The 21,561-nt window shown below is 60.9% G+C and carries 20 protein-coding genes; 7 read left to right on the top strand and 13 right to left on the bottom strand.

The genetic code is table 11. The features are described 5' to 3' along the window. Positions 1-137 precede the first annotated feature (137 nt). The 3 genes from JXQ94_RS05200 to JXQ94_RS05190 all read right to left on the bottom strand — a co-directional run bounded on the left by JXQ94_RS05200 (position 138) and on the right by JXQ94_RS05190 (position 2,711). Positions 138-773 (bottom strand): glutathione S-transferase, encoded by a 636-nt coding sequence (locus JXQ94_RS05200; RefSeq protein ID WP_421922750.1) that lies wholly within the window; start codon positions 771-773, stop codon positions 138-140. Next, the gene (locus JXQ94_RS05195) at positions 770-1,705 is read right to left on the bottom strand and encodes a rhodanese-related sulfurtransferase (RefSeq protein ID WP_421922749.1); all 936 of its coding nucleotides are present in this window, start codon (positions 1,703-1,705) and stop codon (positions 770-772) included. Before JXQ94_RS05195 ends, JXQ94_RS05200 begins: the two co-directional genes overlap by 4 nt. A 154-nt stretch (positions 1,706-1,859) precedes the next feature. Then, entirely contained in the window at positions 1,860-2,711 is an 852-nt protein-coding gene (locus JXQ94_RS05190) for a hypothetical protein (protein ID WP_421922748.1), read from the bottom strand. Between the two features lie 93 nt (positions 2,712-2,804). On the opposite strand from JXQ94_RS05190, the gene JXQ94_RS05185 reads away from it, so the two are divergent. Beyond that, on the top strand, positions 2,805-3,464 hold the full coding sequence (locus tag JXQ94_RS05185; RefSeq protein WP_421922747.1) for a Fe2+-dependent dioxygenase: 660 nt from the start codon (positions 2,805-2,807) through the stop codon (positions 3,462-3,464). Positions 3,465-3,478: 14 nt separating this feature from the next. Here JXQ94_RS05185 and JXQ94_RS05180 read toward each other — a convergent pair whose 3' ends face one another. From JXQ94_RS05180 to JXQ94_RS05150, 7 genes are all read right to left on the bottom strand, one after another. Further along, entirely contained in the window at positions 3,479-3,781 is a 303-nt protein-coding gene (locus JXQ94_RS05180; RefSeq protein WP_421922746.1) for a GNAT family N-acetyltransferase, read from the bottom strand. Further along, positions 3,781-3,948 (bottom strand): hypothetical protein, encoded by a 168-nt coding sequence (locus JXQ94_RS05175; protein WP_421922745.1) that lies wholly within the window; start codon positions 3,946-3,948, stop codon positions 3,781-3,783. Before JXQ94_RS05175 ends, JXQ94_RS05180 begins: the two co-directional genes overlap by 1 nt. Before the next feature lie 116 nt (positions 3,949-4,064). Then, a complete protein-coding gene (locus JXQ94_RS05170) occupies positions 4,065-4,874 on the bottom strand; it encodes a crotonase/enoyl-CoA hydratase family protein (RefSeq protein ID WP_421922744.1) in 810 nt (269 codons plus the stop codon). Positions 4,875-4,965: 91 nt separating this feature from the next. Beyond that, on the bottom strand, positions 4,966-5,853 hold the full coding sequence (locus tag JXQ94_RS05165; protein WP_421922743.1) for an alpha/beta fold hydrolase: 888 nt from the start codon (positions 5,851-5,853) through the stop codon (positions 4,966-4,968). Between the two features lie 115 nt (positions 5,854-5,968). Beyond that, positions 5,969-7,021, bottom strand: coding sequence for an SMP-30/gluconolactonase/LRE family protein (locus JXQ94_RS05160; RefSeq protein WP_421922742.1), 1,053 nt, complete (start codon positions 7,019-7,021; stop codon positions 5,969-5,971). A 211-nt stretch (positions 7,022-7,232) separates the two neighbouring features. After that, complete coding sequence (locus JXQ94_RS05155; RefSeq protein ID WP_421922741.1) at positions 7,233-8,297, bottom strand: NAD-dependent epimerase/dehydratase family protein; 1,065 nt, start codon at positions 8,295-8,297, stop codon at positions 7,233-7,235. Between the two features lie 67 nt (positions 8,298-8,364). Next, on the bottom strand, positions 8,365-9,747 hold the full coding sequence (locus JXQ94_RS05150) for a cytochrome P450 (RefSeq protein WP_421922740.1): 1,383 nt from the start codon (positions 9,745-9,747) through the stop codon (positions 8,365-8,367). 162 nt (positions 9,748-9,909) lie between these two features. Here JXQ94_RS05150 and JXQ94_RS05145 point away from each other — a divergent pair, with 162 nt between their 5' ends. Genes JXQ94_RS05145 through JXQ94_RS05135 form a run of 3 tightly spaced genes read left to right on the top strand, consistent with a single transcriptional unit; the run spans position 9,910 to position 11,861 of the window. Beyond that, complete coding sequence (locus JXQ94_RS05145) at positions 9,910-10,203, top strand: hypothetical protein (RefSeq protein WP_421922739.1); 294 nt, start codon at positions 9,910-9,912, stop codon at positions 10,201-10,203. 24 nt (positions 10,204-10,227) lie between these two features. Beyond that, on the top strand, positions 10,228-10,845 hold the full coding sequence (locus JXQ94_RS05140; protein ID WP_421922738.1) for a hypothetical protein: 618 nt from the start codon (positions 10,228-10,230) through the stop codon (positions 10,843-10,845). A gap of 38 nt (positions 10,846-10,883) precedes the next feature. After that, positions 10,884-11,861: an oxidoreductase gene (locus JXQ94_RS05135; RefSeq protein ID WP_421922737.1), complete on the top strand. Its 978-nt coding sequence runs from the start codon at positions 10,884-10,886 to the stop codon at positions 11,859-11,861. A 93-nt stretch (positions 11,862-11,954) separates the two neighbouring features. Here the strand turns inward: JXQ94_RS05135 and JXQ94_RS05130 are convergent, their stop codons facing one another. After that, positions 11,955-12,926, bottom strand: a complete 972-nt coding sequence (locus JXQ94_RS05130) for a hypothetical protein (RefSeq protein WP_421922736.1) — start codon at positions 12,924-12,926, stop codon at positions 11,955-11,957. Between the two features lie 176 nt (positions 12,927-13,102). On the opposite strand from JXQ94_RS05130, the gene JXQ94_RS05125 reads away from it, so the two are divergent. The 3 genes from JXQ94_RS05125 (at position 13,103) to JXQ94_RS05115 (ending at position 19,334) form a co-directional block, all read left to right on the top strand. Further along, entirely contained in the window at positions 13,103-14,815 is a 1,713-nt protein-coding gene (locus tag JXQ94_RS05125; protein WP_421922735.1) for an alpha/beta hydrolase, read from the top strand. 74 nt (positions 14,816-14,889) lie between these two features. Then, positions 14,890-18,168 (top strand): CHAT domain-containing protein, encoded by a 3,279-nt coding sequence (locus JXQ94_RS05120; protein WP_421922734.1) that lies wholly within the window; start codon positions 14,890-14,892, stop codon positions 18,166-18,168. Between the two features lie 560 nt (positions 18,169-18,728). Then, the gene (locus tag JXQ94_RS05115; protein WP_421922733.1) at positions 18,729-19,334 is read left to right on the top strand and encodes a hypothetical protein; all 606 of its coding nucleotides are present in this window, start codon (positions 18,729-18,731) and stop codon (positions 19,332-19,334) included. Positions 19,335-19,410: 76 nt separating this feature from the next. Here the strand turns inward: JXQ94_RS05115 and JXQ94_RS05110 are convergent, their stop codons facing one another. Beyond that, on the bottom strand, positions 19,411-20,709 hold the full coding sequence (locus tag JXQ94_RS05110) for a hypothetical protein (RefSeq protein ID WP_421922732.1): 1,299 nt from the start codon (positions 20,707-20,709) through the stop codon (positions 19,411-19,413). Between the two features lie 39 nt (positions 20,710-20,748). Then, on the bottom strand, positions 20,749-21,429 hold the full coding sequence (locus tag JXQ94_RS05105) for a hypothetical protein (protein WP_421922731.1): 681 nt from the start codon (positions 21,427-21,429) through the stop codon (positions 20,749-20,751). Between the last annotated feature and the right edge of the window lie 132 nt (positions 21,430-21,561).

Genomic DNA, 21,561 nt, shown 5'->3' with positions numbered 1-21,561 from the left:
TGAGCTGCACCAGCGAGGTGTGCTTCGCGGGAAGTGGAGCAGCCAGGATGGACTTTCCGATAATGGATATTGCAGTTCGGTGACAGCGTTATGTTGCGGTGCAGCAGAAATCTGGCCGGGGATGTGGATTCAATGCATCACACGCCATTTTGCAGGTCGGCATCTGACGTCCACAACGGGTGTTTGCGCATGATTTCGGCAAACCGGACGGTGTTGAGATGAGTGTCCAGCCAAGCCTGTACAGAAGGCCAGTTCTGGGCGGCAAACCAATCCCTGTCGGTATGGGCATATTGTCGGATAAACGGGAAAATCGCGTAGTCGGCGAGCCCGGCTTGCGCCCCGCCCAGGGCGGGTGAGTGGCTGAGCCTGTCTTCCAGGTCGGTCACGAATTCGGCAGCGGCGGCGCGGTGTTCCTGTGGGTCGGTGTCGGCATAGCGTGTCGCATACTTGTAGCGGTCAAGATGTGGCTTGAACCGGGCGTCGCAGGCTGCGGCCAGCTTCAACGCGTCGCGCTCCTCGCGCAACCACCCCTCCGGGTCATGCTGCCGCAAGGCCCACAGCATGATGTCCAGGCTCTCATCGATGACCTGGTCCTCCAGGACCAGAACCGGAATTGTGCCTTTCGGCGATGCTTCCAACATTGCGGGTGGTTTGTCGCGCAGCAGGATTTCCCGGTGCTCGACCGCGATCCCGGCAGCATGCAGGGAGAGGCGAGCGCGCATTGCATAGGGACAACGCCGGAATGACCAGAGAATGGGCAGGCCTGGCGTCATCCGTCAGCCTCACGCGGTGCTCCCGGTTGGCCGAGATGCCGTTCACCGCGGGCGCGCGCCAGGCTTTCCTGGCGATGCCGCTCGGCATAGCGTTCGCGTTGTTCCGGCGTGCGGATCTCGACGCAATGCGGGCAGGCATGGCCGGGCAGATAGTCCGGTGAGCGCAAATCCTCCGGACCCAGAGGTTCGCGACAGGCATGGCAAAGCGTGTGCGTGCCGAGGTCGAGCCCATGGGTGACAGCGACCCGACGGTCGAAGACGAAGCACTCGCCGCGCCAGCGGCTTTCGCTCTCTGGAATGGTCTCGAGATATTTCAGGATTCCACCCTTGAGATGGAAGACGTCGTCGACTCCTTCCATCCGGGCAAAGGCCGTTGCTTTCTCGCAGCGAATGCCGCCGGTGCAATACATGGCGATGCGGGCATTGGGGCGGGTTTCACGGAAGCTTCGGAACCAGTCTGGAAACTCGCGAAAGGAGACTGTCTTCGGGTTGATCGCTCCCTCGAATTGCCCGATCCGGACCTCGTAGTCATTTCGCGTGTCGATCGTCACCACATCGGGCGCGGTGATGAGGTCATTCCAGTCTTCAGGCTCGACATAGGTCCCCACGGCTCCGACCGGGTCGATGTCGGTAACACCCATCGTGACAATTTCACGCTTCAGGCGGACTTTCATGCGCAGGAAGGGCTGGGTCTCGGCACGGCTTTCCTTGTGCTCCAACTCCGAGAAACCGGGCAGGGCACGTAGCCTGGCGAGCACGGCGTGCACGCCGCCATCCGGGCCGGCAATCGTGCCATTGATTCCCTCGCTGGCGAGCAGAAGCGTGCCGAAGACATGCTCGGTGACACACAGATCACGGATCTCGTCCTGAAGTGCGGCATCCGCCTTCAGTGGGGCAAATTTATAGAGAGCGGCAACCAGGAAGGGGGGCATGGCGGTCCATTGGAAACGAGATGTCCCGCCTATACCAGTCGAGCGCCATGTCTGTCAGGTGGCGCTGCAGCCTGTCGGTCACCCGCGACCTGTTGTTTGCGGCGGCCAGCTGGCCTGTGGTGAGGCTCCGGCGATCAATTCGCAGGGAGGATCCTCAGCGCAAGCCGTCAGCTTCGGTGCGAGCCTGACTCGCGAGGGAAAGCAGGACTGCGCTGTCGCCTGCCAGTTCGCGCGGCCGCAGGGCTGTCGGAAAGGCTGTCTGCATGGCGCTTACCGCGCGCCCCAGAAGGAGGGCCGCATCCGCATCACCTTCGGCAACCTGTTCGAGATGATTGCCGGCATAGCGTTGCGCGGCGCGGGCAAATCCATAGCCGTCGAGATAGGCTTCGCGCGCGTCCGGATTGGTGGCGAGGACCTCGTATTGGAGGGCCGCACGCTCAATCAGATCGGTCAGGACCCGGGCGTGGACACCGGCAGGGGAATTGTGGCTGCGCGGTGCGAAAGCGGAGGCCGCATCGATCGCCGCGATAACGTCGTCAACGCGCGCGGCAATGGCTTCATCGCTTTCACCGGAATAGGGGGCAACCGATGCGTCGGTCATCACATCCCCGAAAAGTGGCGCGCCGCGAGCGTCCAGGGCGGGTTCGAAATCGATATAGATTTCCGAAATCGGGTGGGCGAACATTTCTGCACCGGCAGTACGGTCACCCGCTTCAAAGGCGTCAATGCCGGCCAGGTAATGGGCGCGCATGACTTCGAGTGCGGTGAGAAAGACCACCGGATTGGATTCAGCCTCGACCGGATCGATTCCGAATTCGCCGCCATTACCTTCGCCTTCGCCTTCTCCTTCTCCTTCCGAGAAGGCGGGCGCGCTCGCCGTCCCGGACGGCGCTTGGGTGTCCGGGGCGCCCGGCGTTTCGGCGGGCTCACTACAGCTGGCCAGCCCCCCGAGAAGGGCGGCTGTTCCGACCGATGTCCAGACACGCGTGCGACGCTTGATCCCCATGAAACTTCCTTTCGCGGATGGATTTCGCTCTCATCAATGCGATAAACGCCTAACGGTATTCCAAGCAAATGACAATTAGTCGCAGGAGCCCGCATGCTCATTCATCTGCAAAATGTCTGCTCACCTGAGCAGGTCGAGCATCTACGCCGCCTGATACGCGAAGGCACGTTCGGGGATGGGGGCAAGACCGCCGGCCGGGTCGCCCGGGGCGTGAAAGCCAATGAGCAGCTCGAGACCGGTGCCCGTGTCGATACCGTCCGCAGCGAGGTCAGAAAGGCCTTGATGGCCCATGCCGGTTTTGTCAGCTTCGCCCGGCCCAAGACGCTCTCGCGCATTCTGGTGTCGCGCTATCGCGAGGGGATGGAATACGGACCTCATATAGACGATGCGCTCATGGGTGGCCGCAGGGCCGATCTTTCCTTCACGCTCTTCCTCAGCGAGCCGGACCGCTATGACGGCGGCGAACTGGTCATGGACGGGACCGAGGGCGAGACCGAGATCAAGCTGGCTCCCGGCGATGCTGTGGTCTACGCCACATCGGCCATTCATCACGTCGCCCCCGTCACGAGCGGTGAGAGGCTGGCGGTTGTCGGATGGGTGCGATCACTGGTGCGACGGGCCGATCAGCGCGAAATCCTGTTTGATCTGGATCAGGTCTCCACTCGGCTCTTCGAACGGGACGGCAAGACCCGTGAGCTCGATCTCATCTTGAAGACCAAAGCCAATCTCTTGCGGCAATGGGCAGAGGATTGAAGATCATCGGCGGGTCAGTGCCCGATCGTCTCGATTACGTCGGACCAGTCCGGATGGCGTTCCGCCTGGGCCTTGAGGAAGGGGCAGAGAGGCAGGATGGTGACGCCTTCCGCCCGCGCGGTTTCGACAACCTGTCGGGCGAGCGCGGCGCCGACGCCCAGCCCGCGCAGACTGTCGGGCACACCTGTATGATCGACGATGATGCGGCTGGATGACAGGCGGGACCAGGTCATTTCGCCGGTCTCTGCCTGGCCCTCGACATGGGCGATGAAACGCCCTTTCGAACCACTGTCCTCGCGTGTGATCCTGATGGTCATTACAGGGGCTCCCGACGGGGTCGGGCGAGGGGCCGCGCCGGTGTGGCGAGGTCGGTTGTCGCCGGAGCGCGAACGACCAGGCCGTTGCCGGTCAAACCGTCCTGCCAGACGAGCGCGCCGGTTCCGGCCAGGATGAGAAGTGACAGAGCTATACCGATGTATCGCATGACAGCCTCGCTTTCGATGACTGACATATGGGAAAGCGCGGCGCTTTGATTACCGGCGCCAGCGGAAACACTGTCCCGCCAGTCCCGCCAGTTGCTGTGGGATGCGGTCAGCGGGTTCAGTCGAAGACGGGCGGGCGCTTCTCCATTTGCGCCATGACAGCCTCGACCTGGTGGGCGCTGCCCATCAAGCCGGCCTGTTCACGCGATTCCGCCAGCAGGACCGTGGCAGGGTTATCCCCGGCCGCCTGGTTGAGAAGCCGCTTGCTTGCCCGCATCGCGGACGGGCTGCGCGTGGCCATGGCGCGGGCCATGTCTCGCGCGGCGGCGAGCGGATCCGCTTCGACTCGGGTGGCGAGGCCGAGTTCAACAGCCTCCTCGCCGCTCACATCGCGCCCGGAATAGGTCAGTTCGCGGATCTGGTCGTCTCGCATCAGCCCCGGCAGGACGACGCAGCCGCCCATGTCGGGCACCAGGCCCCATCGGATTTCGGCGATGGCGAGCCTGGCATCCGGTGCGACCAGGCGGATGTCCGCGCCCAAGGCGATCTGAAGTCCTCCGCCCAGGGCGCCGCCCTGGATGGCCGCGATGACGGGCATGGGGAGCTCCCGCCACTGCAGGCAGGCATGCTGTGGGCGATTGCTCAGGCCGTGGGTCCGTGTCTCCAGCGGCTCCATGGCTTCCGCATCGCCGGCCATGGCCGCGAAACTGGCAAAGTCGAGCCCGGCGCAGAACATGCGTCCTTCGCCCGAGAGTATGACGGCGCGCACCTGGTCTTGGGCGGCGAGATACTTGCCGGCTTCCAGCAGCCCGTCGAACATGGCCGGGTCGATGGCATTGAGCTTGTCAGGCCGGTCGAGCCGGACATGGGCGACATGGTCGGACGTCGAGACTGTGACCCGATCGGCGAAGCGTTCTTCCTGTGACATGTCGATCTCCTTCGTGCTGGTGGATCCAGTCGGCTTGAAACCGGCGTCAGACCGGCTCCGGCCTCGCGACGACCGGGACGGTATCGCCCGATTAATCCGGGTTTTTCAGTTTGCCACTTATCCAGTCGGCGACCCGTTCGGGAGCCTCCATCGGTGCAAGATGTCCGGTCCCCGTCATCAAATCGATGCCGATGCCCCGACTCGTGAGGGCGCGGGGCCTGACGATGGTCGATCCCTTTTCCGCTTTCAGCACACTGACTGACCCGGCCTGCTGTCGCAGGGCTGTCCCGATATCATGACCCTGGGCTTCGTAGTTGGCGGCTTCCCATAACGGGTTGCAGGACAGGTGAATTTCGCCCGCTTCTGACTTTGCCAGCCCATCTTCGAGATAATCATCCAGGACCCCGGGGGCCCAGTTCCGGAAAGTGGGGTGGCGGGCATAGCGCGTCGCGGCGTCTGATCGGGCTTCCCAGCCATCGAAGCGCCTGCGGGCTGCCTTGGCGATCGGAACTCGGCCGCGCATCAGACCTCTCAATGGGCCTTGGCACATCAGGTAGAAAACGGGGGGCAATATGACCGGTTCGACCAGGGCCAACGGAACAGGTCGAGACAGCCGGCTGGCAGACAGTAGCGAAACGATTGCGCCCATCGAGTGCCCGGCGAAGGCGTCCGGGCTCCGGTCGAGCGAGCCGAGCCAATCGCTGATGTCCGCCGCATAGATATCCCAGCTGCGATGCTGGTCGGGGTCGGCGGTCAGGTGTGTTCGTCCGTGTCCGCGCAGGTCCGGTGCGAGAATGTCGAAGGCGGTCGACAAGTGTCCGAGCATCTGCCGATAGGCGCTGGCGCAAAATCCGTTCGCGTGGATGAAGACGAGGCGCGGTTTCTCCGGAGCCGGCCAGGCCAGGCCGCTCAGCTCGCCGTCCGGCAGGGCATGCCGGAACCGCACCGGGTTGGCGCCATCGCCCTTTGTCTCGTTCATGCCGCTACTCCGATGCCTGCACTCAATCCAAGCTAGGCGCAGCCGCCATGCGGTTCGACCGGCGAATGCAGATTTGTCTGCATGTCGCGCATGCAACCGTGTCGCCGGGGCGGAGCTAGTCGCCAGCGTTGTCGAACACCGTCAGGCCGTCGCGGGCGAGCCCCGCTGTCCACAATTCGTCGTTCCAGACCAGCACGGTGGTGATGCCGTCGGAATCCTCAAGCGGACCGCGCAGGGTTCGAATGGTCTCGCCCTCCGGTGTGAGCGCGATGGCCATGGCGGGACGCTCGGGTAGGGGCGGCAGGCCGGCAAGCTGCAACCATCGCCAGACCAGCCGCTTGAGCAGCGGGCGGGCATGCAGGGCGTCCAGCTCTTCAGACCGCAATGACGGCATCGCGCTCCAGATCAGGCCGGTTTCCGCATCAAACTCCAGATTGTCGGGATATCCGGGGAGGCCATCAATCAGGACGGTGAGCGTGGCGCTGTCCGGGTCCAGCGTCCAGATTCGGCCCGCCCAGGTTTCGTTGATGAAGACCTGACCGGTGGCGGGGTTGTGATCAACGCCATTGATGAAGCCGAGCCCGTCCGCGAGCACCGCATACTCCTCCGGTGCCGTGACCGAGAGGATACGACCGGTCTGCTCTGCCTCGAGGAAGGACATCATGTGGTCGCCGTAGGCATGGCGCAGCGACGCATCAGTCAGGATCACACGACCATCGGCGAGGACGGTGAGGTCATCGGCGAAGACCAGCGGTCCGCCATTTGGAGCGGCGGCGAGCCAGACATCCCAGCCGTTCTCGGATTGGGCCAGCAGGCCCATCAGCGCGTCCGCGACGAAGAGGCGCCCGTCCGGACCGAAGCTCAGTCCAAGCGGGCGGCCACCGGTATTTCCGACTTCAGCCCAGTCACCCTCCGGGGAACGGGCCATGATGCGGCCATCGGCGAGGGACGCGTAGAGGCGACCATCCGGGCCGGGTTCGAGATCTTCAGCGCCGTGGAAGTCCGGGCGCTCCGTGCGGACGGGTTCGCGCTCGGTCTCAAAACGTGCGGCGAGGTCCGGATCCGGCGCCGGCGGCGCGAAATGCATGGCATCCAGGGATCCGGGGCCGTAGGCCGCCAGTCCGAATAGCGCGGCCAGAACCGCCACCCCGATCAATATTTTCCGCATGTCTCCAGCCCCCACAGCGACAAGTTCGGCCACGAGCTAAGCGGAAATTGCCGTGTTGGAAAAGCCTTGTGGCGTTGGCCGGAGCTTTGCCCGTACCTTCAGGGGGCTTGCCCCGGCCTTGCGCTCACTGTGTCAGTGCCGGTTCGCGCGTGCAGACTTCGGCCCCTGCGTTCCCAGCCGCGATGTCTGGGACCTCGCTGTCACAAACGGGTCAGGCGGGTTCGACGCGGCCGGCATCGATCAATTGCTGGAAGTGCTCGGTGAGGGTTTCAGTCAGCGGGCGATAGGTGACACCAAGCGCTGACCGGCTCTTGGAATTGTCGGCGAGAAAGGGGATGCCCACATTGCGGCTGACCATTGTGCGGGTCAGGCCGGGATTGATCATGGGTCCGACCAGCCAGACCATGAATTTGGGCAGGGTGGACTTGCCGAATTTGTAGGTCGAACCGAAATGCCCGCGCAGCAGGGCGCTCATTTCGACCAATCCCGTATCGTGGCCGGACAGGATATGGCGCCCCTCGGCCTGGGGTGTATATCCGGCAGCAATATGGGCCGCGGCGACCTCGCGGACATCCACCGCACCGATCCGGAAATCGGGAATGCCGGCGGCCATCGTTCCATTGCCGATTTGCGTCAGGATCGCATAGCTCTCGCCGCTCGCTTGCGGATTGATGCCGGGACCGAGAATGAAAGACGGGTTGATCGTGACCAGGTCCCAGCGCGACTGGCCCTCGACCATCTCCCACGCGGCCTTCTCTGCCAAGGTCTTGGATAGGGAATAGGCCTGGTGAGACAGGCTGGACGTCGTATTCCAGACCGCCTCGGTGAGCTTGCGGTCGGGCATGCCGGCAATGTCGCTGTTATCGCCGTAGATCGCGGCACAGCTTGACGTCAGAACGACCCGTTTCACGGTGTCGGTCGCGTCGACGGCGGCGAGCACATTGCGCGTGCCCTTGACTGCAGGATCCACCAGATCACGCTGCGGGTCCTTCACATGCGCGATGAAGGGCGAGGCGGTGTGGATCACCAGCTCGCAGCCCGCCATCGCCGGAGCGAAGGCGTCAGTGTCGAGCAAATCGGCCTTGAAATAGCGGATTGAGCCGGGCGTCGCCGCCGCGATGGTGTCGAGATGTTTCAGCTTCTCGCGATTGTCAGGGTCCCGGACCGTTGTGTGAACATCATGCCCTTTTTCCAGCAGGTTCGCGATAATGACGCCGGCCAGATAGCCGGTTCCGCCGGTAACCAGGACGGGATTGTCGGGATTGATCTCGGTCATGCGGCGCCTCGCTCCTTGTTCAGGGTCAACCTAACCCGATCCGGGCTGACCACCAGCGTATTGATGCTCAGCCTTCGCTGTTGTGCGAGGCCGGAACCGTGATGTGGGTCGGCCGCTGCCCGTCCTTGCCGTAGAGATTGACCTCCAGGCTGGAGATTGCGTGAACCAGCGTGTTCGGCGAGATGGTCTGCCGACCGGTCCAGGCAATATTCGGGAAGCGTTCCAGGATCTTGGTGAGGGCTCGCTGCAACTGCATTTGCGCGATCCGGTTGCCGAGGCATTTGTGGGGGCCGTGACCGAAGGCGATGTGCTTGTCGACATTCTCACGGGACAGGTCGAAACGGTCCGGATCCGGGAAAATGTCCGGGTCGCGATTGGCGGCTGGATACCAGAGGACGACCTTCTCGTCGCGGGCGATCCGCTGGCCGTTGAGCTCGGTGTCCTCCATTGCCGTGCGCCGCATGTGCTGGACCGGTGAGATCATCCGCAGCGCCTCATTCGTCAAGGCCGGGATCAGCGAGCGGTCGGCGAGAACGCGTTCGCGTTGATCGGGGTGTTGGGTGAGCAGGCGGATCGTGCCCGACAGTGAATTTCGCGACGTGTCATTGCCGGCGAAAATGATCAGCAACCAGGAGCCGTCGAGATACTCTTGTGGCAGGGGTTTTCCGGCCATCTGCGTATTGGCGATCGCGGTCATCAGATCCTGCCTGGGATTGACCCGCCGGTCTGCCATGACACGCTCGCCATAGGCGAACATCTCGTTGACATAGTGATAGAATTTGATCGGGAACCAAGGCCGCCGCGAGAGCAGGGTCCAAGGGTTGACGAAATACTGGTTCGCCAGCTCCAGATAGTGCATCCAGCGGATGATTTTCGGCCGGTCTTGTTCGTCGATCCCCAGCATTTCGCACAGCGTGAAGAGCGGCAATTCCTGCGAGAAAAGCGGGACGAAATCCACCACCGGCCCGCGCCGCTCCATCTCGTCGAGCAGGCTGTCGATCTTGGCGTCAACGCGCTCGCCAAGTTCGGCGACAAAGCGAGGAATGAAATAGTCTTTCTGCTGGATCCGCATCTGCATGTGCTGCGGCTGGTCGAGATTGATGATCGAGTTGAAGGCAGCCGGTATCAGCTTTTTCGGCTTCCATTCCCTTCGCGGCATCACGAACATGTTGATGCTGCCACGCTCGGAGGAATAGACCTCCGGTGCCAATTCGACCGTCTTGATGTCCTCATAGCGGGTAACAGACCAGTATCCGGCGCGTTTGGGATCGGCGCTCTGCCACATGACCGGTGCTTCCTCGCGCATGCGGGCGAAGAAGTCGTGCGGGTGACCCGCCGTCCAGGCCTGTGGGTCCCACAGATCAAAGCCGTCCAGGGATGGATATCGGGCATCGTATCGAGGCTCGACCTGGGGCTGGTCTTCCAGAATGACGTCACTGACGAGCTGCATCGGATCGGGGCTTCCCTGGTAAAAAGCGAACAATGTTCACGGTTGACGTTAGGTCGCACCGGGTCCGCGTGGCAAGCGAAGTTCGCGCTGCAGCAAAGAATGCAGTTGTCTCGGCGCGATTCCCGGGCTTGTCTTGCAGGGAAACAAAATGGGGAAGAGGTCATGCATGTCCGGAACTCGGGATTGAAATCTGTTGCGATTGCGGGAGTCGCCTTCGCTGCCGGAGTTGCCGCAACCGGCGCAACGGCCTTTTCCCAAGGGGGTGGCGAGCCCTGCAATGCCATCCCGATGACCGGCGTGACCTATGTGGCGCCAGTGACCCCGGAATTTTCGACCGATGTCGCTGCCCTCACCGTGGGCTGCGCGGACGGGACGGTTCATTATGTCACCATCTCCCGTACCGGCGCGGTCGTAGCGGATGGGCGAGCGACCAGCCCGCGAGGCCAGGTGTGTTGAGGCCGGCCGAGCGGGAGGTCTGAAATGGACAGACGCCATTTTCTTCTCGGCGGCCTGGCGGCAGCGACGGGCGGCGCGGCAGCCTCGGCAGATTATCAATGTCAGCAGCTGCCCAATGCCATTGCCTGCAGCGCCGGCATTCCGGCCATGGATTTCTTCTACGCCCAGCAGGCCTGTCCGAACTGGTGCTGGGCAGCCTCTATCCAGATGTGTCTGGCGGTGCAGGAACTCAGGGTCGATCAGCGCTACATCGTCTCGCGCGCCTACCCGGATCTGGCCTGTAACCCGGCCACGACCTCGCAGATGAATCAGGTGGTCAACTCGACTGTCTGGCCTGGGGGACGCCGCACACGCGCGCGGATTGTACGGCAATGGGACCGCGGCGTTGATGCCAATGACCCCAATAGTTGGGTTTCGCAGTATCTCGCCAACCGGATTCCGGTCATCGTCGCCGGGCTTGGCCATGCGATGGTGGCGACCCGGATTGACTACCGGATAGACCGTTACGGACGTGCCCAGGTTGACCAGATCACTGTGCGCGATCCCTATCCCTATTATCCGGCGCGGCCGAGCCGGCAGGTGCTGGACCGCTATCAGCTCGACAATGTCAATTACATCATGGCCGTTACCCGGCTGAACTGAACCGACCGACACGCGGGACATCCGCAGGGAGAAGAGACATGGCTGTATCCGACCAGGTGCCGACACAATCGGGCTTTCATGCCAAGAGCAGCGGCGCAGAGGTGCTCGCCGGTATCGATCTCGCCGGCAAGTTCGCCATCGTCACTGGCGGCTATAGCGGGATAGGCTTGGAAACCGTGCGGGCCCTGGCGGCGAAGGGCGTGTCGGTCCTTGTGCCGGTTCGGTCGCCGGAGAAGGCTGCCGCGGCGCTGGCGGATGTCGACGGAGACGTCACGACGGCCGTGATGGACCTGGCAGACCTCACCTCGGTACGACGCTTCGCTGCGGACGTGCTGGAGGCGCGCGGCTCGATCGATTTCCTGATCAATAATGCCGGCATCATGGCTTGTCCCGAGGCCCGGGTCGGCCCGGGCTGGGAGTCCCAGTTCGGGGTCAATCACATGGGCCATTTCGCATTGACCCAGGCCCTGATGCCGTCCTTGATCTCGCAGGCCGGCACTCGGGTCGTGGCGCTGTCCTCCACCGCCCACAAGATCTGCGGAATTCGCTGGGACGATATCCAGTTCAACGACACGCCCTACGACAAGTGGCAGGCCTATGGGCAGGCCAAGACGGCCAATGCGCTTTTTGCCAACGCCCTGTCACGCCGTCTCAAGGCGAGCGGCGGCGCCGCGTTTTCGGTTCATCCCGGCGGTATTTTCACGCCGCTGCAGCGCCATCTGCCGCAAGAGGAGATGATCGCCCTGGGCTGGCTTGATGAAAATGGCGATCTGTCTGAGCTGGCCAAGCAGGGCTTCAAGACGCCGGAGCAGGGCTGTTCAACCACGCTCTGGGCCGCCAGTTCGGCCCTGCTGGATGGCAAGCCAGGCGTCTATTGCGAGAATTGCGACATCGCCGCCCCGACCGAATCCGAAGGCCCGCTCGCCCGCTATGCCGGCGTGGATGCCCATGCCTGTGATGACCAGGCGGCCGAGCGGCTCTGGGCGGTGAGCGAGGCGCTACTGACGGAGGCGTGAGGCTCGCGCCGTGGAAGCGTTGCGCTCGTGTTCAAATTCTTCGAGAGCACGCTCACGCGCCCGTAGCGCCCGATACGAGGACGGTCTCTCTCGTCATCCCAGCCCGGCGAGCACTTGCATCATGCTGAAAGCCGAAATCAGGAGGATCAAGACGATCCAGATGGTCAGGATAAGTGCCGATTTGGGCAGGAGCCAGAGCCAGGGTGTGCGGTAGACGCGACGGTCCACGGCGAGCAGTACGAGCAGACTCGCGGGTGTCAGCCCGAACAGGAAGGGGCCGGCGAGGGAGGTCGTCCAAAGACGGACGTCAAACAGCGCGCCTGCCCACACGCCGATCTGCACCAGCATGATCAGTACGAGTGTTGTCGAGGCGGCCTCGAACGAGACCAGGGCATGATCCATGACAAGTCGGCGTCGGCGCGAAATCAGGCCGTTGATAAGCAGGATGGGAATGATCGTGCAGAGCGGTGCATAGGCCATCACGGTGTTGAGACGCTGCGCCAGCCGGGCCTCGGCCAGCGGCGATTGCGATATCGCAAGCAGGGCTGGCCAGAGATCCCCCCGTGCGATCAGTGTATCGGGGCTTTCGGTCTCGATCATCGCGCGAATGCCGGGCGAGATCAGGGCCGTTTGCTGCGGGGCAAAGAGCAGGAAGCGGGGCTGAACGCCCGACTCGGGCGCCAGTTCCGGATTCGTGAAGCCATACTCCTCGGCCGTAACGAACTCGATCTGTGCGAACTGGTAGGGATGAACCGTGTAGAACAGGGTGAAGAGCACTATCACGGCAAAGAAGATCTTCACTGGGTCGGTGAAGCGACCACGATCCTCGATCGCGTCCCGCGTGATCGCGCCGGGTGTTGCCAGCAGGGCAGCGATCGAGCGCAGAGTCCTGAAGTCACTATTGATAACACCGGAGACAAAGCCTCCCAGTAGCTCCCGGATCGTTCGCCGCCCGGACCGGACCGGATGACCACAGCGCGCACAGAAGCGATCCAGCTGGTGCGACCCGCAAGCGCGACAGACCGGCGTACCCACGCTTTCCTTTCCATTCTCGAGCTTGTCCATGCCGTCTCCCGGACAGGTCGTGATGGCGGTATTCGGCCGCCGCTGACATCCGCCAGTCTATCGCCCGCGCCGCGAAATCCCAGAGTGGTACCGGACATCGCCCAGTAATCTCTTGCTCTTGTCAAAACAGCTGTGTTGGATGGCAGAGTTGATCTGGGCGGGCTGCGGAGAAGAAAATGAAGTCCTTTTGGCTCTCGACGCGGATTTTTGTTGCGGGGATTTTCTTCTTTGTTTCGACAGCGAGTGCTCAGGATAATGCCGTCCTGGCTGCATTGGCTCGCTATGATCAGGCTGTTGCCGAGTCGGACGCGGCCTCGCTGCGCGATGCGGCAATCATACTCCTCGCGAATCCGGAAGACTTGTCCGACCTCCTGACCGGAATTGAATTGTCGGAACTGTATGGCGACCTGACACGACAGCTGAGCCGGAATGGGGACATGTCGCTCGCTCAGAGTGCGTCCGAACTGGCCTTGGGGCTTGCCGAAAACCACCTTGCAGCTCTCGAAACATCCGGGGCATCCGCGCTCGAACTGAACGAAGCAGAATTCCTTTTGTTCAATCGCCTGTCCCAACTCGCCGCGCTTTATCGCCGACATGGGCAGGAGACCGACAGGGCGGTCGCTCTGGAACGCCGTGCCGGCTTTATCGCGCGGCGCTTCGAGGTCGAGGGTCAGGGCGGGCAGGTTTTAACGCCGTTGGGCGGCGAGGGTGAGGACCCCAGCTTTGAAACGGTCGAAGTTTTTTTCGGAACCAACAGAGCGCAGGCCGGGGATGGCCCACGCGACACGCATTCTAATGACCGCGGCCCGCTCGCTTATGGCCGAATGGAGATAACCGTACCACGAGACCGGGCACCGGGATCGATACCCCGACCGGGAGCGTTCGACATTCAGGGCCCGCGTAATGGCGTCCATATTGTCATTTCGAACACGCACCGCATTGGCAGTGACGGATTTGGCGGAGCATTGAGCCAGGCCCTGGAGAATGATGCAGGGTCGGAGCGGTCGCCGGCGATGTTCGTCTTCGTTCATGGTCATGCCGTGAGCTTCGACAAGGCGGCTCGTCAAACCGCTCAGCTCGCTGTCGATCTGGACCTGCGTGACGGTGCGACATTCTATTCCTGGCCAAACGGCGAGTCGGTTGGCGCCTATCAGGTCAGCCAGAATAATGTGGGTCTCTCAGCACGTCATTTCACGCGCTTTCTCCAATCGGTCCTTGCCGAGGCCGGGGAGAGCGAGGTTCATATAATCGCCCACTCCATGGGCAATCGCCTGTTGTTGGAAGCGCTTGAGCAGCTGTCGTACCGGGCTGACGCGTCTCATGGGCCGCTGTTCGGTCAGCTCATTTGGGCATCGCCTGATGTCGATGCTGAATACTTTGCCGCCGTGATAGATGAGGTGTCGCCTCTGGCGGCCGGGATGACGGCCTACACGTCCAGCCAGGACCGGGCCCTGCAATTGTCTCAGGCGTTGGGTGGAAATCACCCGCGGGCCGGCCAATCCGTACCGCTCCCGCAGATCGCCGAGGTGATAACGGCTGTCGATACCAGCTCGGTCTCAACAGGTATCGGCCATTTTGATTTTACGCATGGGGCAATCAATGATTTGCGGGCTGTCGTCTGGTTGAGCCTGCCGCCCGAAGGACGTTGCATTCTGGACCGACAGGATATTGATTCCGAGCGTCAGTTCTGGCGGACGGTTGATGATCGGCCAGAATGCGATGAAGACGCCTTTCGACGCGCCATAAGTGCCGCTCGAATGTACGGGCCGTCCGCACCAGAACGCGTATCGGCCTTGATCCAACGCCTCGAGACTTCCGGCGTTGATCCGGCCGCTTTGGAAGATTGGCGCCAGGCCGAGACCATTCTCGCCAGGATCCCGTCTCCATGACGCGCGTTGGGCTGCCGATGGTCCTTCGGTCCCTGTTGGCGCTGTGCTGCACTTGGCTCGTGACGAGTGCGGCCATGCCCGTCGCTTGGGCAGTACAAGGCGTTGATTACGAGTCCGTCAGAGACGACGCCACAGCCGATGCGGTCAAGGCATTTCTGGGTCGCGAACGGGGCGACGACTCCGGTCTGAGCGCGGCAGAGATCAGCCGGATCACCAATGGCTCGCGCTTTATCGGCGCCTATGATGTTGAAGTTGAGCGCATGCTGTCCGGCAATGCTGAAACCCGGACCCCGCTCAGCCTGCCTGAACTGGACGACGACGGTGAAACGCTTGCCCGCCTGATCCTGACGGCGCGGATCGAGGCTGAAATCGACGCGACTTTCGAGCCGAACCCGCGAGACATCACTGAACTATCCGACAGTATCGTTGCGATTGTCGATTTGGTGGTGCAGGCGGCCGGTGCCCCCGCGCGCCCAGGTGGCGTGTTGCTCCCTGCGCTCGACGCTCAACATGCATTGTACACCCAAATCGCATTGGCTCGCATACCGGATGAGCTGGCTGCTTTCGATCGCATGCCGCCTGATCAACAGGAAGATGTGCGAGATGATATCATCGGATCTGTGCGCAACCTCCTGCAAATCCAGTCCTTGGGGCTATCCCAAACGAGCGGTTACACGATCCAGCAATTCATTCGAGACATGGGAATCGAGGCGGCCAGAGCCGACGCTATCCTTGGGGTGGACCATGAGTGGAGCATCCGCGCACTCAACGTGTATTCACAACTGCTCGTGGAAAACGGGGACCTTGAGTCTGCTCTCGAATTGAAGCGGGAACTGCTGACACGGCGCCAACGTGTGTTCGGATCAGAGAGTGACGAAGCGGCGACCGCTGAAGGTGGCCTCGCCTGGGTGCTGGCGGGAAATGGCCAATTTGATGAAGCCGATGAATTGATCGAACGACTGCAAACGCGAGCGTGGGACCGCCCGCAATCGATCGAGACACTGCTTCTTCAGCACTATGTTCGCGCCGGGCTGACAGATAGAGCCGACGCCTTGCTGCAAGAGCTTGATGTCGACAGGCTGACCTATGGCTGCGGGCCCATCAGTGAAGTCCTGATCCAACACTATCTTCAGTCAGAGGCCTACGGTGAAGCCTTGGGACTGGCAATCAACAATCTGGATAATTGCGGCAGGACTTACGCGCAGGCCGGCTATGCCAGCCTGTTCACGATTGGCGCATTTGTCAGTCTGATGGAGGTTGCGCTGGCGCTGGCGCCAAACCCGGAGGTCCACCCTGACTTTGGACCCGGGCAACCCACCTTGCTGGATTTATTCCCTGTCCTTCTGGAGGATGCCGACGCGCTGCAGGCGGTGAACGAAACTCGGCTGGAGGACGATCACCCCTTGCTCCTGCGTTCGCACGCCAGTGCAGCAGGACTGCTCGCCTATACAGGCCAATTGACCGAATCTGATGAGCGCTTTGAACTGGCCCTGGAGCGGGCCGAGGCCCGATTTGGAGCATCACATCCTCTTACACTGAGCATTCTGCGCCAGTTCACGACCGTTCAGGCCGATCTCGGCCTGACGCGCCGTTCACGCCCCAAAATCAATCGCGTCATCGAGAACAGCTTGCGCGAGACGGCTCACGATCTGGGCCAGCGGTCATTGTCCCGAAATTCGGATGGGTCAGAGAACCAGATATCCGGTCAGGCCAGACAGAGTTTGTCGATCGCCCGGGACGCGCTGTTCAGGCGCGAGAACACGGATCTGGACCGAGCGACCATTACCGAAGCAGCCTTTGTCATCACTCAGGCATTTTCTGCGTCTTCGGCTGCGGACGCCCTGGAGGCGTCATCCGCGAGGTTGGGTATCTCAGATCCTCGTCTGCAGCAGATTCTCGACCGCCGGCGCGCGGCGGAGACCAATATGGTCAGCGCGCGTGCGCTGCTCTTTGGATTGAGGTCTGCGCCGAATCCGCGTGCAGAACGCCTCGCTGGCGCGGAAACGGGCCTCCGGCTGGCCCAGGCTGAGCTCGTCGAGGCCAATGCCGCACTGGAAGATTTCGACCCGGAAGTCGCGGCTCTGATCGCGAGACGGGCAACGGCCGCGCGCGACGTTCAGGCACTGCTTCAGCCCCACGAAGCGCTGATCACCTATTCCTTCTCTTCTGATGACGATCGTCTGATTGCATTCGTGCTGACGCGCGAGCGTGTGGCCCTGCACGCATTGGCGACGGATATCGAGACCGTCCGCTCCCGGGCTGACCGTCTGAGAGAGGCTCTAGAAGTCCCGTCCAGTACCGATGCGCTCCGCCATCAGGTATTCGACCTGGATGCGGGACTTGCGCTCTATCGCGACATTTTCGAACCGCTTCAGCCATACCTCGATGGGAAACGTCAAATCCTGGTTGTCAGCGACGGTCCGCTTGATTTTCTGCCGCTTCACGTCCTCCCGACAGCACGGCCCGACGACTGGACTGGGACATTTGACGATTATCGCGCGACCCGTTGGCTGTCCGAGACATATGCATTCGCGCGGCTTCCTGCGGTCTCGAGTCTGGGCGCCCTCAGACGAGAAGGACGCGCGGGTGCCAGTGGCATCCAGCCCTTGCTCGGTTTTGCCGATCCGCTCCTGTCCCGCCAGATTGAGGCTCAGGGCGAGGCTGTGACAGAAACCGTCTTCGAGGACGACCTCCTCCTTAGCTTGTCTGGCAATGGGGCAGGCGCGTTGCGCGACCTGCCCGCTGTGCCTCAAACCCGGCAATTGCTCGAACGTCTGGCCGAGACCTTGATGGCTGACAGCTCAAATCTGTATTTTGCTGAAAATGCTCAGGAATCCAGAATTCATCGCCTGAATTCAGAAGGCGTTCTCACCGATTATCAAAACATCGCCTTTGCCACACACGCGCTCATCGATGGGGCCGAAGCCGGCATAGATGAGCTGCTTGAACCGGCGCTCGTTCTGACACCACCAATGGGTGGCCGCCTGCCATTCAACAATGATGGGCTACTTCGGGCGAGCGAGATTGTTGGCCTGCGTCTGGACGCAGATTTCATAATTCTGGCGGCTTGCAATACCGCGGCACCAGACGGGTCTTCCGGTTCGGAGGCGTTGTCGGGACTGGTGAAGGCGTTCTTCTTCGCCGGCGCGCGCAGCATTCTCGTCTCCAATTGGCCAGCCGAGGCGTCGGCGACAGCCATACTGTCTTCGCGCCTCGTGGAACACATGGTCGTGCGTGACGAGTCTCGTGCGGTCGCGCTCCAGTCTGCCATGCGCCACCTGCGTGAGAACGAGGCGGAACACTTTTCGCATCCGGCACTTTGGGCGCCTTTCATGGTTGTGTCCGATGGCTAGCGGGGCAGTCGAGCCCAAGGCTTCACGGCAGGTGGAGCCTCCGGGAAAACTTGCAGCCATACCTTGTGAGTTCCGCCCGGAAATCCCGTGAGGCGCTCGATGAGGATGGCGCGCGCGATTGGCACCATCTGACGCGAGAGCTGTCGCTGCGCATCGGGAACGGTCCGCGATCAGGCTGTCCTGTCGCGCGAGTCTCGCGGCATCATCTGCGGCAGCTGCTGAAAAGGGTAGTGGCGGTGGTGTCAGACGCAAGCGAACTGGTCTCAGAAGATAATGTTTGGTTTTGGATCGAACGCTCGGTTTTGAATTAATTTGGACAGGTTGCGTCCGCGCGCCCAGAGCACATTTTGAACAGGATGCAGGTGCACCTGGGAACTCATGCAAAATACTACTGAAGCAAGGATAATTTAGATTTTGGTTCGAAGGGGCGGTACAGTTAAACTCGCCGGTTCAGATGACGTGGGACGCAGGTATAGCCAGTTCATTCGACTTGAATTTCAGCGCTGTTCGAATCCCGAAAATGCTTTAAGAATTTCACCTTGAGGTGGCAGGGGTCGAAAATGTGTGCAGTCAATTGGGGTTTGTTAGCCGATGTGCTGGGCGCGATCGCTGGACTAATAACGGCGGCAGTCGCGGCTTGGGCCTTGCTTAAGTCATATCCGGGCTGGCTACGCCGCCAGAACCACCTGCGAAAATCCGAGCGCGCAGAGCAGATCCTGGCCAGTTTCTATGAGTGCCGTAGATCCATCTCTTCGGTCCGCCGTCCGTTAATCACCGGGGCTGAACTCGCAGCAGCTGAAGAGAAGCTGAAAGATGAAAAGGTCCCTCTTGAAAATGGCAAGGACCAACTTGTGACTGCACAAGCGATGCTCACACGGATGCACGAAGACCGATCCGTGTGGCAAAAACTCAATGACCTTATGCCGTTCGCATCTGTTAATTTCGGGGATGAAGTCGATGGTGCGCTCAAAGCGACCATGAAAACCCGAGCCGAGTTTATCGCGAGTGCAAAATCCTACTCTGACGCACAGGGCGAATTCCGCGAAGGGGTTCGTCGTAGGCTTTTTGGAATTCCCCAAGAAGGTCAGGAAGATCAGCTTGAGGTGTGCCTCAAAGAGCAGGAAATCATTCTTTTCCAGCATCTGCGGAAGTACATAGAAACATAATAACGCGACCTACGCTTAAAGCGCACCACTAGAATTTCCAGGAAACGAAGTTCTTTGAGCGCGCTCCTGAGATCGCTCACCTGCTCTTCCAGAGCCTCGCTGCGTTCTTCTCCGGATATAGAGGCGAGTATATTTTGTCTGGAGTTTTCCAATCCATAAAGGCATCCATTGGGTCAGCTGACCCCAGAAAATCGCGAGCTAGCGCTAGGCGCTGCATGACAGCGGCGCGCTCTTCTTCCGCGAGTTTGGCTGCGTGCTGTTCCACTCCGTAGAAAAAGCGCGCGATACTCATTTTCTGGGACCATTGATCAATGACTGATGCAAGCATTTCTTTGCTCTCTTGCCTCGATGCCTCGATCTTGCGTTGGTCCTCTGCCCGTTTGTACCGCTCGAATGCCGCCTCGCGCTCTATCCGTTCAAGCTCGGCCTGACGCTCCGCTTCTTCGATACGAGGAATAAGATCGCGGGCCGCGCTTTCGATTGAGCGGGCAATGTCGCCTAGAGAATGTCGCAGTGAACCCGGTTTGGACTCCGTCCAAGTTTCAGACCAATCCACCCTTGGGTAAGGCGAGTACGCGATGACACGGAGCCGACCTGTTGGCGTTTCTCGATTGCTGGTCCAGTTAAACCGCTCATCGCGCTGAGATTTTGGCACGAGCCTGCGAAACTCTGCGTCTGGAACATAGCGGCCATTGAAGTATCGCATCTCGACCATCTCGGTTGTCTCAACAATCGCCAAGCCTACGGCGACGGTTCCGACAAACACGACCGTTGGTCGGTCTGGAGCCCACCTGGTGCGATATGAGTGAGTGACCTTGGCTTTTTCGTCGTCACTTACGCCAATTGCACGTCGTTGAAGATCCGATCCTTTCGGAGCTAGACCGACGCGATGCCCCTCCATTGTTAGACCATTGAATAGCTCGTTCGCGAGCCTCAATGACCCGTCAAGGCATCGCTCCGTTGTGGTGATATCAACCAGCAATCGCTTGAAGGGCTTGATATGCTCTCCGTCACCAATGCGGCGCGATTTGCCGAAATGCGCCTTCGCTCCGACGAGCAAGCCATGCGTCGCGTTTCGAGGTATGCGCTTCTTAGTCTCGCGCTTCGGCGTCGCTTGCAATTTAGTTCTTGCTCTTACTGCCTTGGGCAGCTCGCCTGGGGACCAAGACACAGGCGCGCCTGGAAGCGCTTCGGGCAGCGGCGTTTGTGGAGGCGCTTTCCCGACTGCTTTCTTTGCCCAATATCCGCGGACCGGTCGCGGAACATTTAGCTGGTCGCAAATTCGAGCGAGATATGACCCAGATACTCCCAGGCTGGCGCCGAGCTGGTTCATAGGAACTGCCCAGACGCGACGGTAGAGTTCCTCGCGCGTCATGAGAGGCCCTCTGATTGAGATAGACCACTCGCGTTCCGGTCATAGAGAGATTCTCCAATAGGAGAGTACGCTTAACACCTCTTCGCGGGGGTAGTGTTGTCCTGCGAGTTTAAGGTCTTTTCGGATGTTGGCTTTGCGTCGATCGGCTGCTTTTCGAATTCGATCGGAAAATGGAATTGTTCCCATCGGCGAAGATTGCCTTTGAGGGGTGGGCCAACTCTTGGGGTAGCTGTCCCAATCATCCCATTTTGCGACCCGGTCAGCGATGGCTGAAACCTCTTGGTGTTCACAAGCCCAATCATAGAAATGGAGAGCGCAAACCCGCAGCATCATTTTCACCTCCGGCATCACGTCCGTGAAGGCCTTAAGCGGGGTGGGGAGTAGGAGCATATTGGCGACGCAGGAAAAATAGCGCCTGTCCTGTACTACCGCATTGCTGAATTGGTAACTGGCATCATCTACCCCCCAGATATGGCAACACGACCAATTTGGTCGTTCGCCTGCGCGCAATCCGAGCGATAGCGTGAGCGCTTTATTCGCATGAACATTGCCCTCGGTCTTGTGAACACTCTGTCCGGTTTGCCGATTCCTATTCATCTGAGGTTCCGACCAGTTTTTCTTGTAGAAAAATGCTCGTCGGGCGTGTTCAGGATACCAGACTGGTAAATACTTGAACGTTGCTGGATCCACCCATCTAGCTGTCCGCTCAATCAGCGTCATAACCTCATTCAGACTGAGCTCCGTTCGGAGAGCTTCCAGTCCGTCCGGAAGGTCGTTCGATTCACTTCGACCGTGGAGGGGGTGACGGGTCAATTCAACAAACCTTCGGCGCCCTGCGCAGCCAATTTACCT

It is taken from the genome of Maricaulis maris, from assembly GCF_049116555.1.
Classification (GTDB): Bacteria; Pseudomonadota; Alphaproteobacteria; order Caulobacterales; family Maricaulaceae; genus Maricaulis; species Maricaulis maris_C.
This window is presented reverse-complemented; position numbering and strand designations above follow the sequence as displayed.

What these genes read in the sequence shown, in the direction of transcription:
- JXQ94_RS05200 (WP_421922750.1), bottom strand. Translation starts at nt 773, where the DNA reads ATGACGCCAGGCCTGCCCATTCTCTGGTCATTCCGGCGTTGTCCCTAT.
- JXQ94_RS05195 (WP_421922749.1), bottom strand. Translation starts at nt 1,705, where the DNA reads ATGCCCCCCTTCCTGGTTGCCGCTCTCTATAAATTTGCCCCACTGAAG.
- JXQ94_RS05190 (WP_421922748.1), bottom strand. Translation starts at nt 2,711, where the DNA reads ATGGGGATCAAGCGTCGCACGCGTGTCTGGACATCGGTCGGAACAGCC.
- JXQ94_RS05185 (WP_421922747.1), top strand. Translation starts at nt 2,805, where the DNA reads ATGCTCATTCATCTGCAAAATGTCTGCTCACCTGAGCAGGTCGAGCAT.
- JXQ94_RS05180 (WP_421922746.1), bottom strand. Translation starts at nt 3,781, where the DNA reads ATGACCATCAGGATCACACGCGAGGACAGTGGTTCGAAAGGGCGTTTC.
- JXQ94_RS05175 (WP_421922745.1), bottom strand. Translation starts at nt 3,948, where the DNA reads ATGCGATACATCGGTATAGCTCTGTCACTTCTCATCCTGGCCGGAACC.
- JXQ94_RS05170 (WP_421922744.1), bottom strand. Translation starts at nt 4,874, where the DNA reads ATGTCACAGGAAGAACGCTTCGCCGATCGGGTCACAGTCTCGACGTCC.
- JXQ94_RS05165 (WP_421922743.1), bottom strand. Translation starts at nt 5,853, where the DNA reads ATGAACGAGACAAAGGGCGATGGCGCCAACCCGGTGCGGTTCCGGCAT.
- JXQ94_RS05160 (WP_421922742.1), bottom strand. Translation starts at nt 7,021, where the DNA reads ATGCGGAAAATATTGATCGGGGTGGCGGTTCTGGCCGCGCTATTCGGA.
- JXQ94_RS05155 (WP_421922741.1), bottom strand. Translation starts at nt 8,297, where the DNA reads ATGACCGAGATCAATCCCGACAATCCCGTCCTGGTTACCGGCGGAACC.
- JXQ94_RS05150 (WP_421922740.1), bottom strand. Translation starts at nt 9,747, where the DNA reads ATGCAGCTCGTCAGTGACGTCATTCTGGAAGACCAGCCCCAGGTCGAG.
- JXQ94_RS05145 (WP_421922739.1), top strand. Translation starts at nt 9,910, where the DNA reads ATGCATGTCCGGAACTCGGGATTGAAATCTGTTGCGATTGCGGGAGTC.
- JXQ94_RS05140 (WP_421922738.1), top strand. Translation starts at nt 10,228, where the DNA reads ATGGACAGACGCCATTTTCTTCTCGGCGGCCTGGCGGCAGCGACGGGC.
- JXQ94_RS05135 (WP_421922737.1), top strand. Translation starts at nt 10,884, where the DNA reads ATGGCTGTATCCGACCAGGTGCCGACACAATCGGGCTTTCATGCCAAG.
- JXQ94_RS05130 (WP_421922736.1), bottom strand. Translation starts at nt 12,926, where the DNA reads ATGGACAAGCTCGAGAATGGAAAGGAAAGCGTGGGTACGCCGGTCTGT.
- JXQ94_RS05125 (WP_421922735.1), top strand. Translation starts at nt 13,103, where the DNA reads ATGAAGTCCTTTTGGCTCTCGACGCGGATTTTTGTTGCGGGGATTTTC.
- JXQ94_RS05120 (WP_421922734.1), top strand. Translation starts at nt 14,890, where the DNA reads ATGCCCGTCGCTTGGGCAGTACAAGGCGTTGATTACGAGTCCGTCAGA.
- JXQ94_RS05115 (WP_421922733.1), top strand. Translation starts at nt 18,729, where the DNA reads ATGTGTGCAGTCAATTGGGGTTTGTTAGCCGATGTGCTGGGCGCGATC.
- JXQ94_RS05110 (WP_421922732.1), bottom strand. Translation starts at nt 20,709, where the DNA reads ATGACGCGCGAGGAACTCTACCGTCGCGTCTGGGCAGTTCCTATGAAC.
- JXQ94_RS05105 (WP_421922731.1), bottom strand. Translation starts at nt 21,429, where the DNA reads ATGACGCTGATTGAGCGGACAGCTAGATGGGTGGATCCAGCAACGTTC.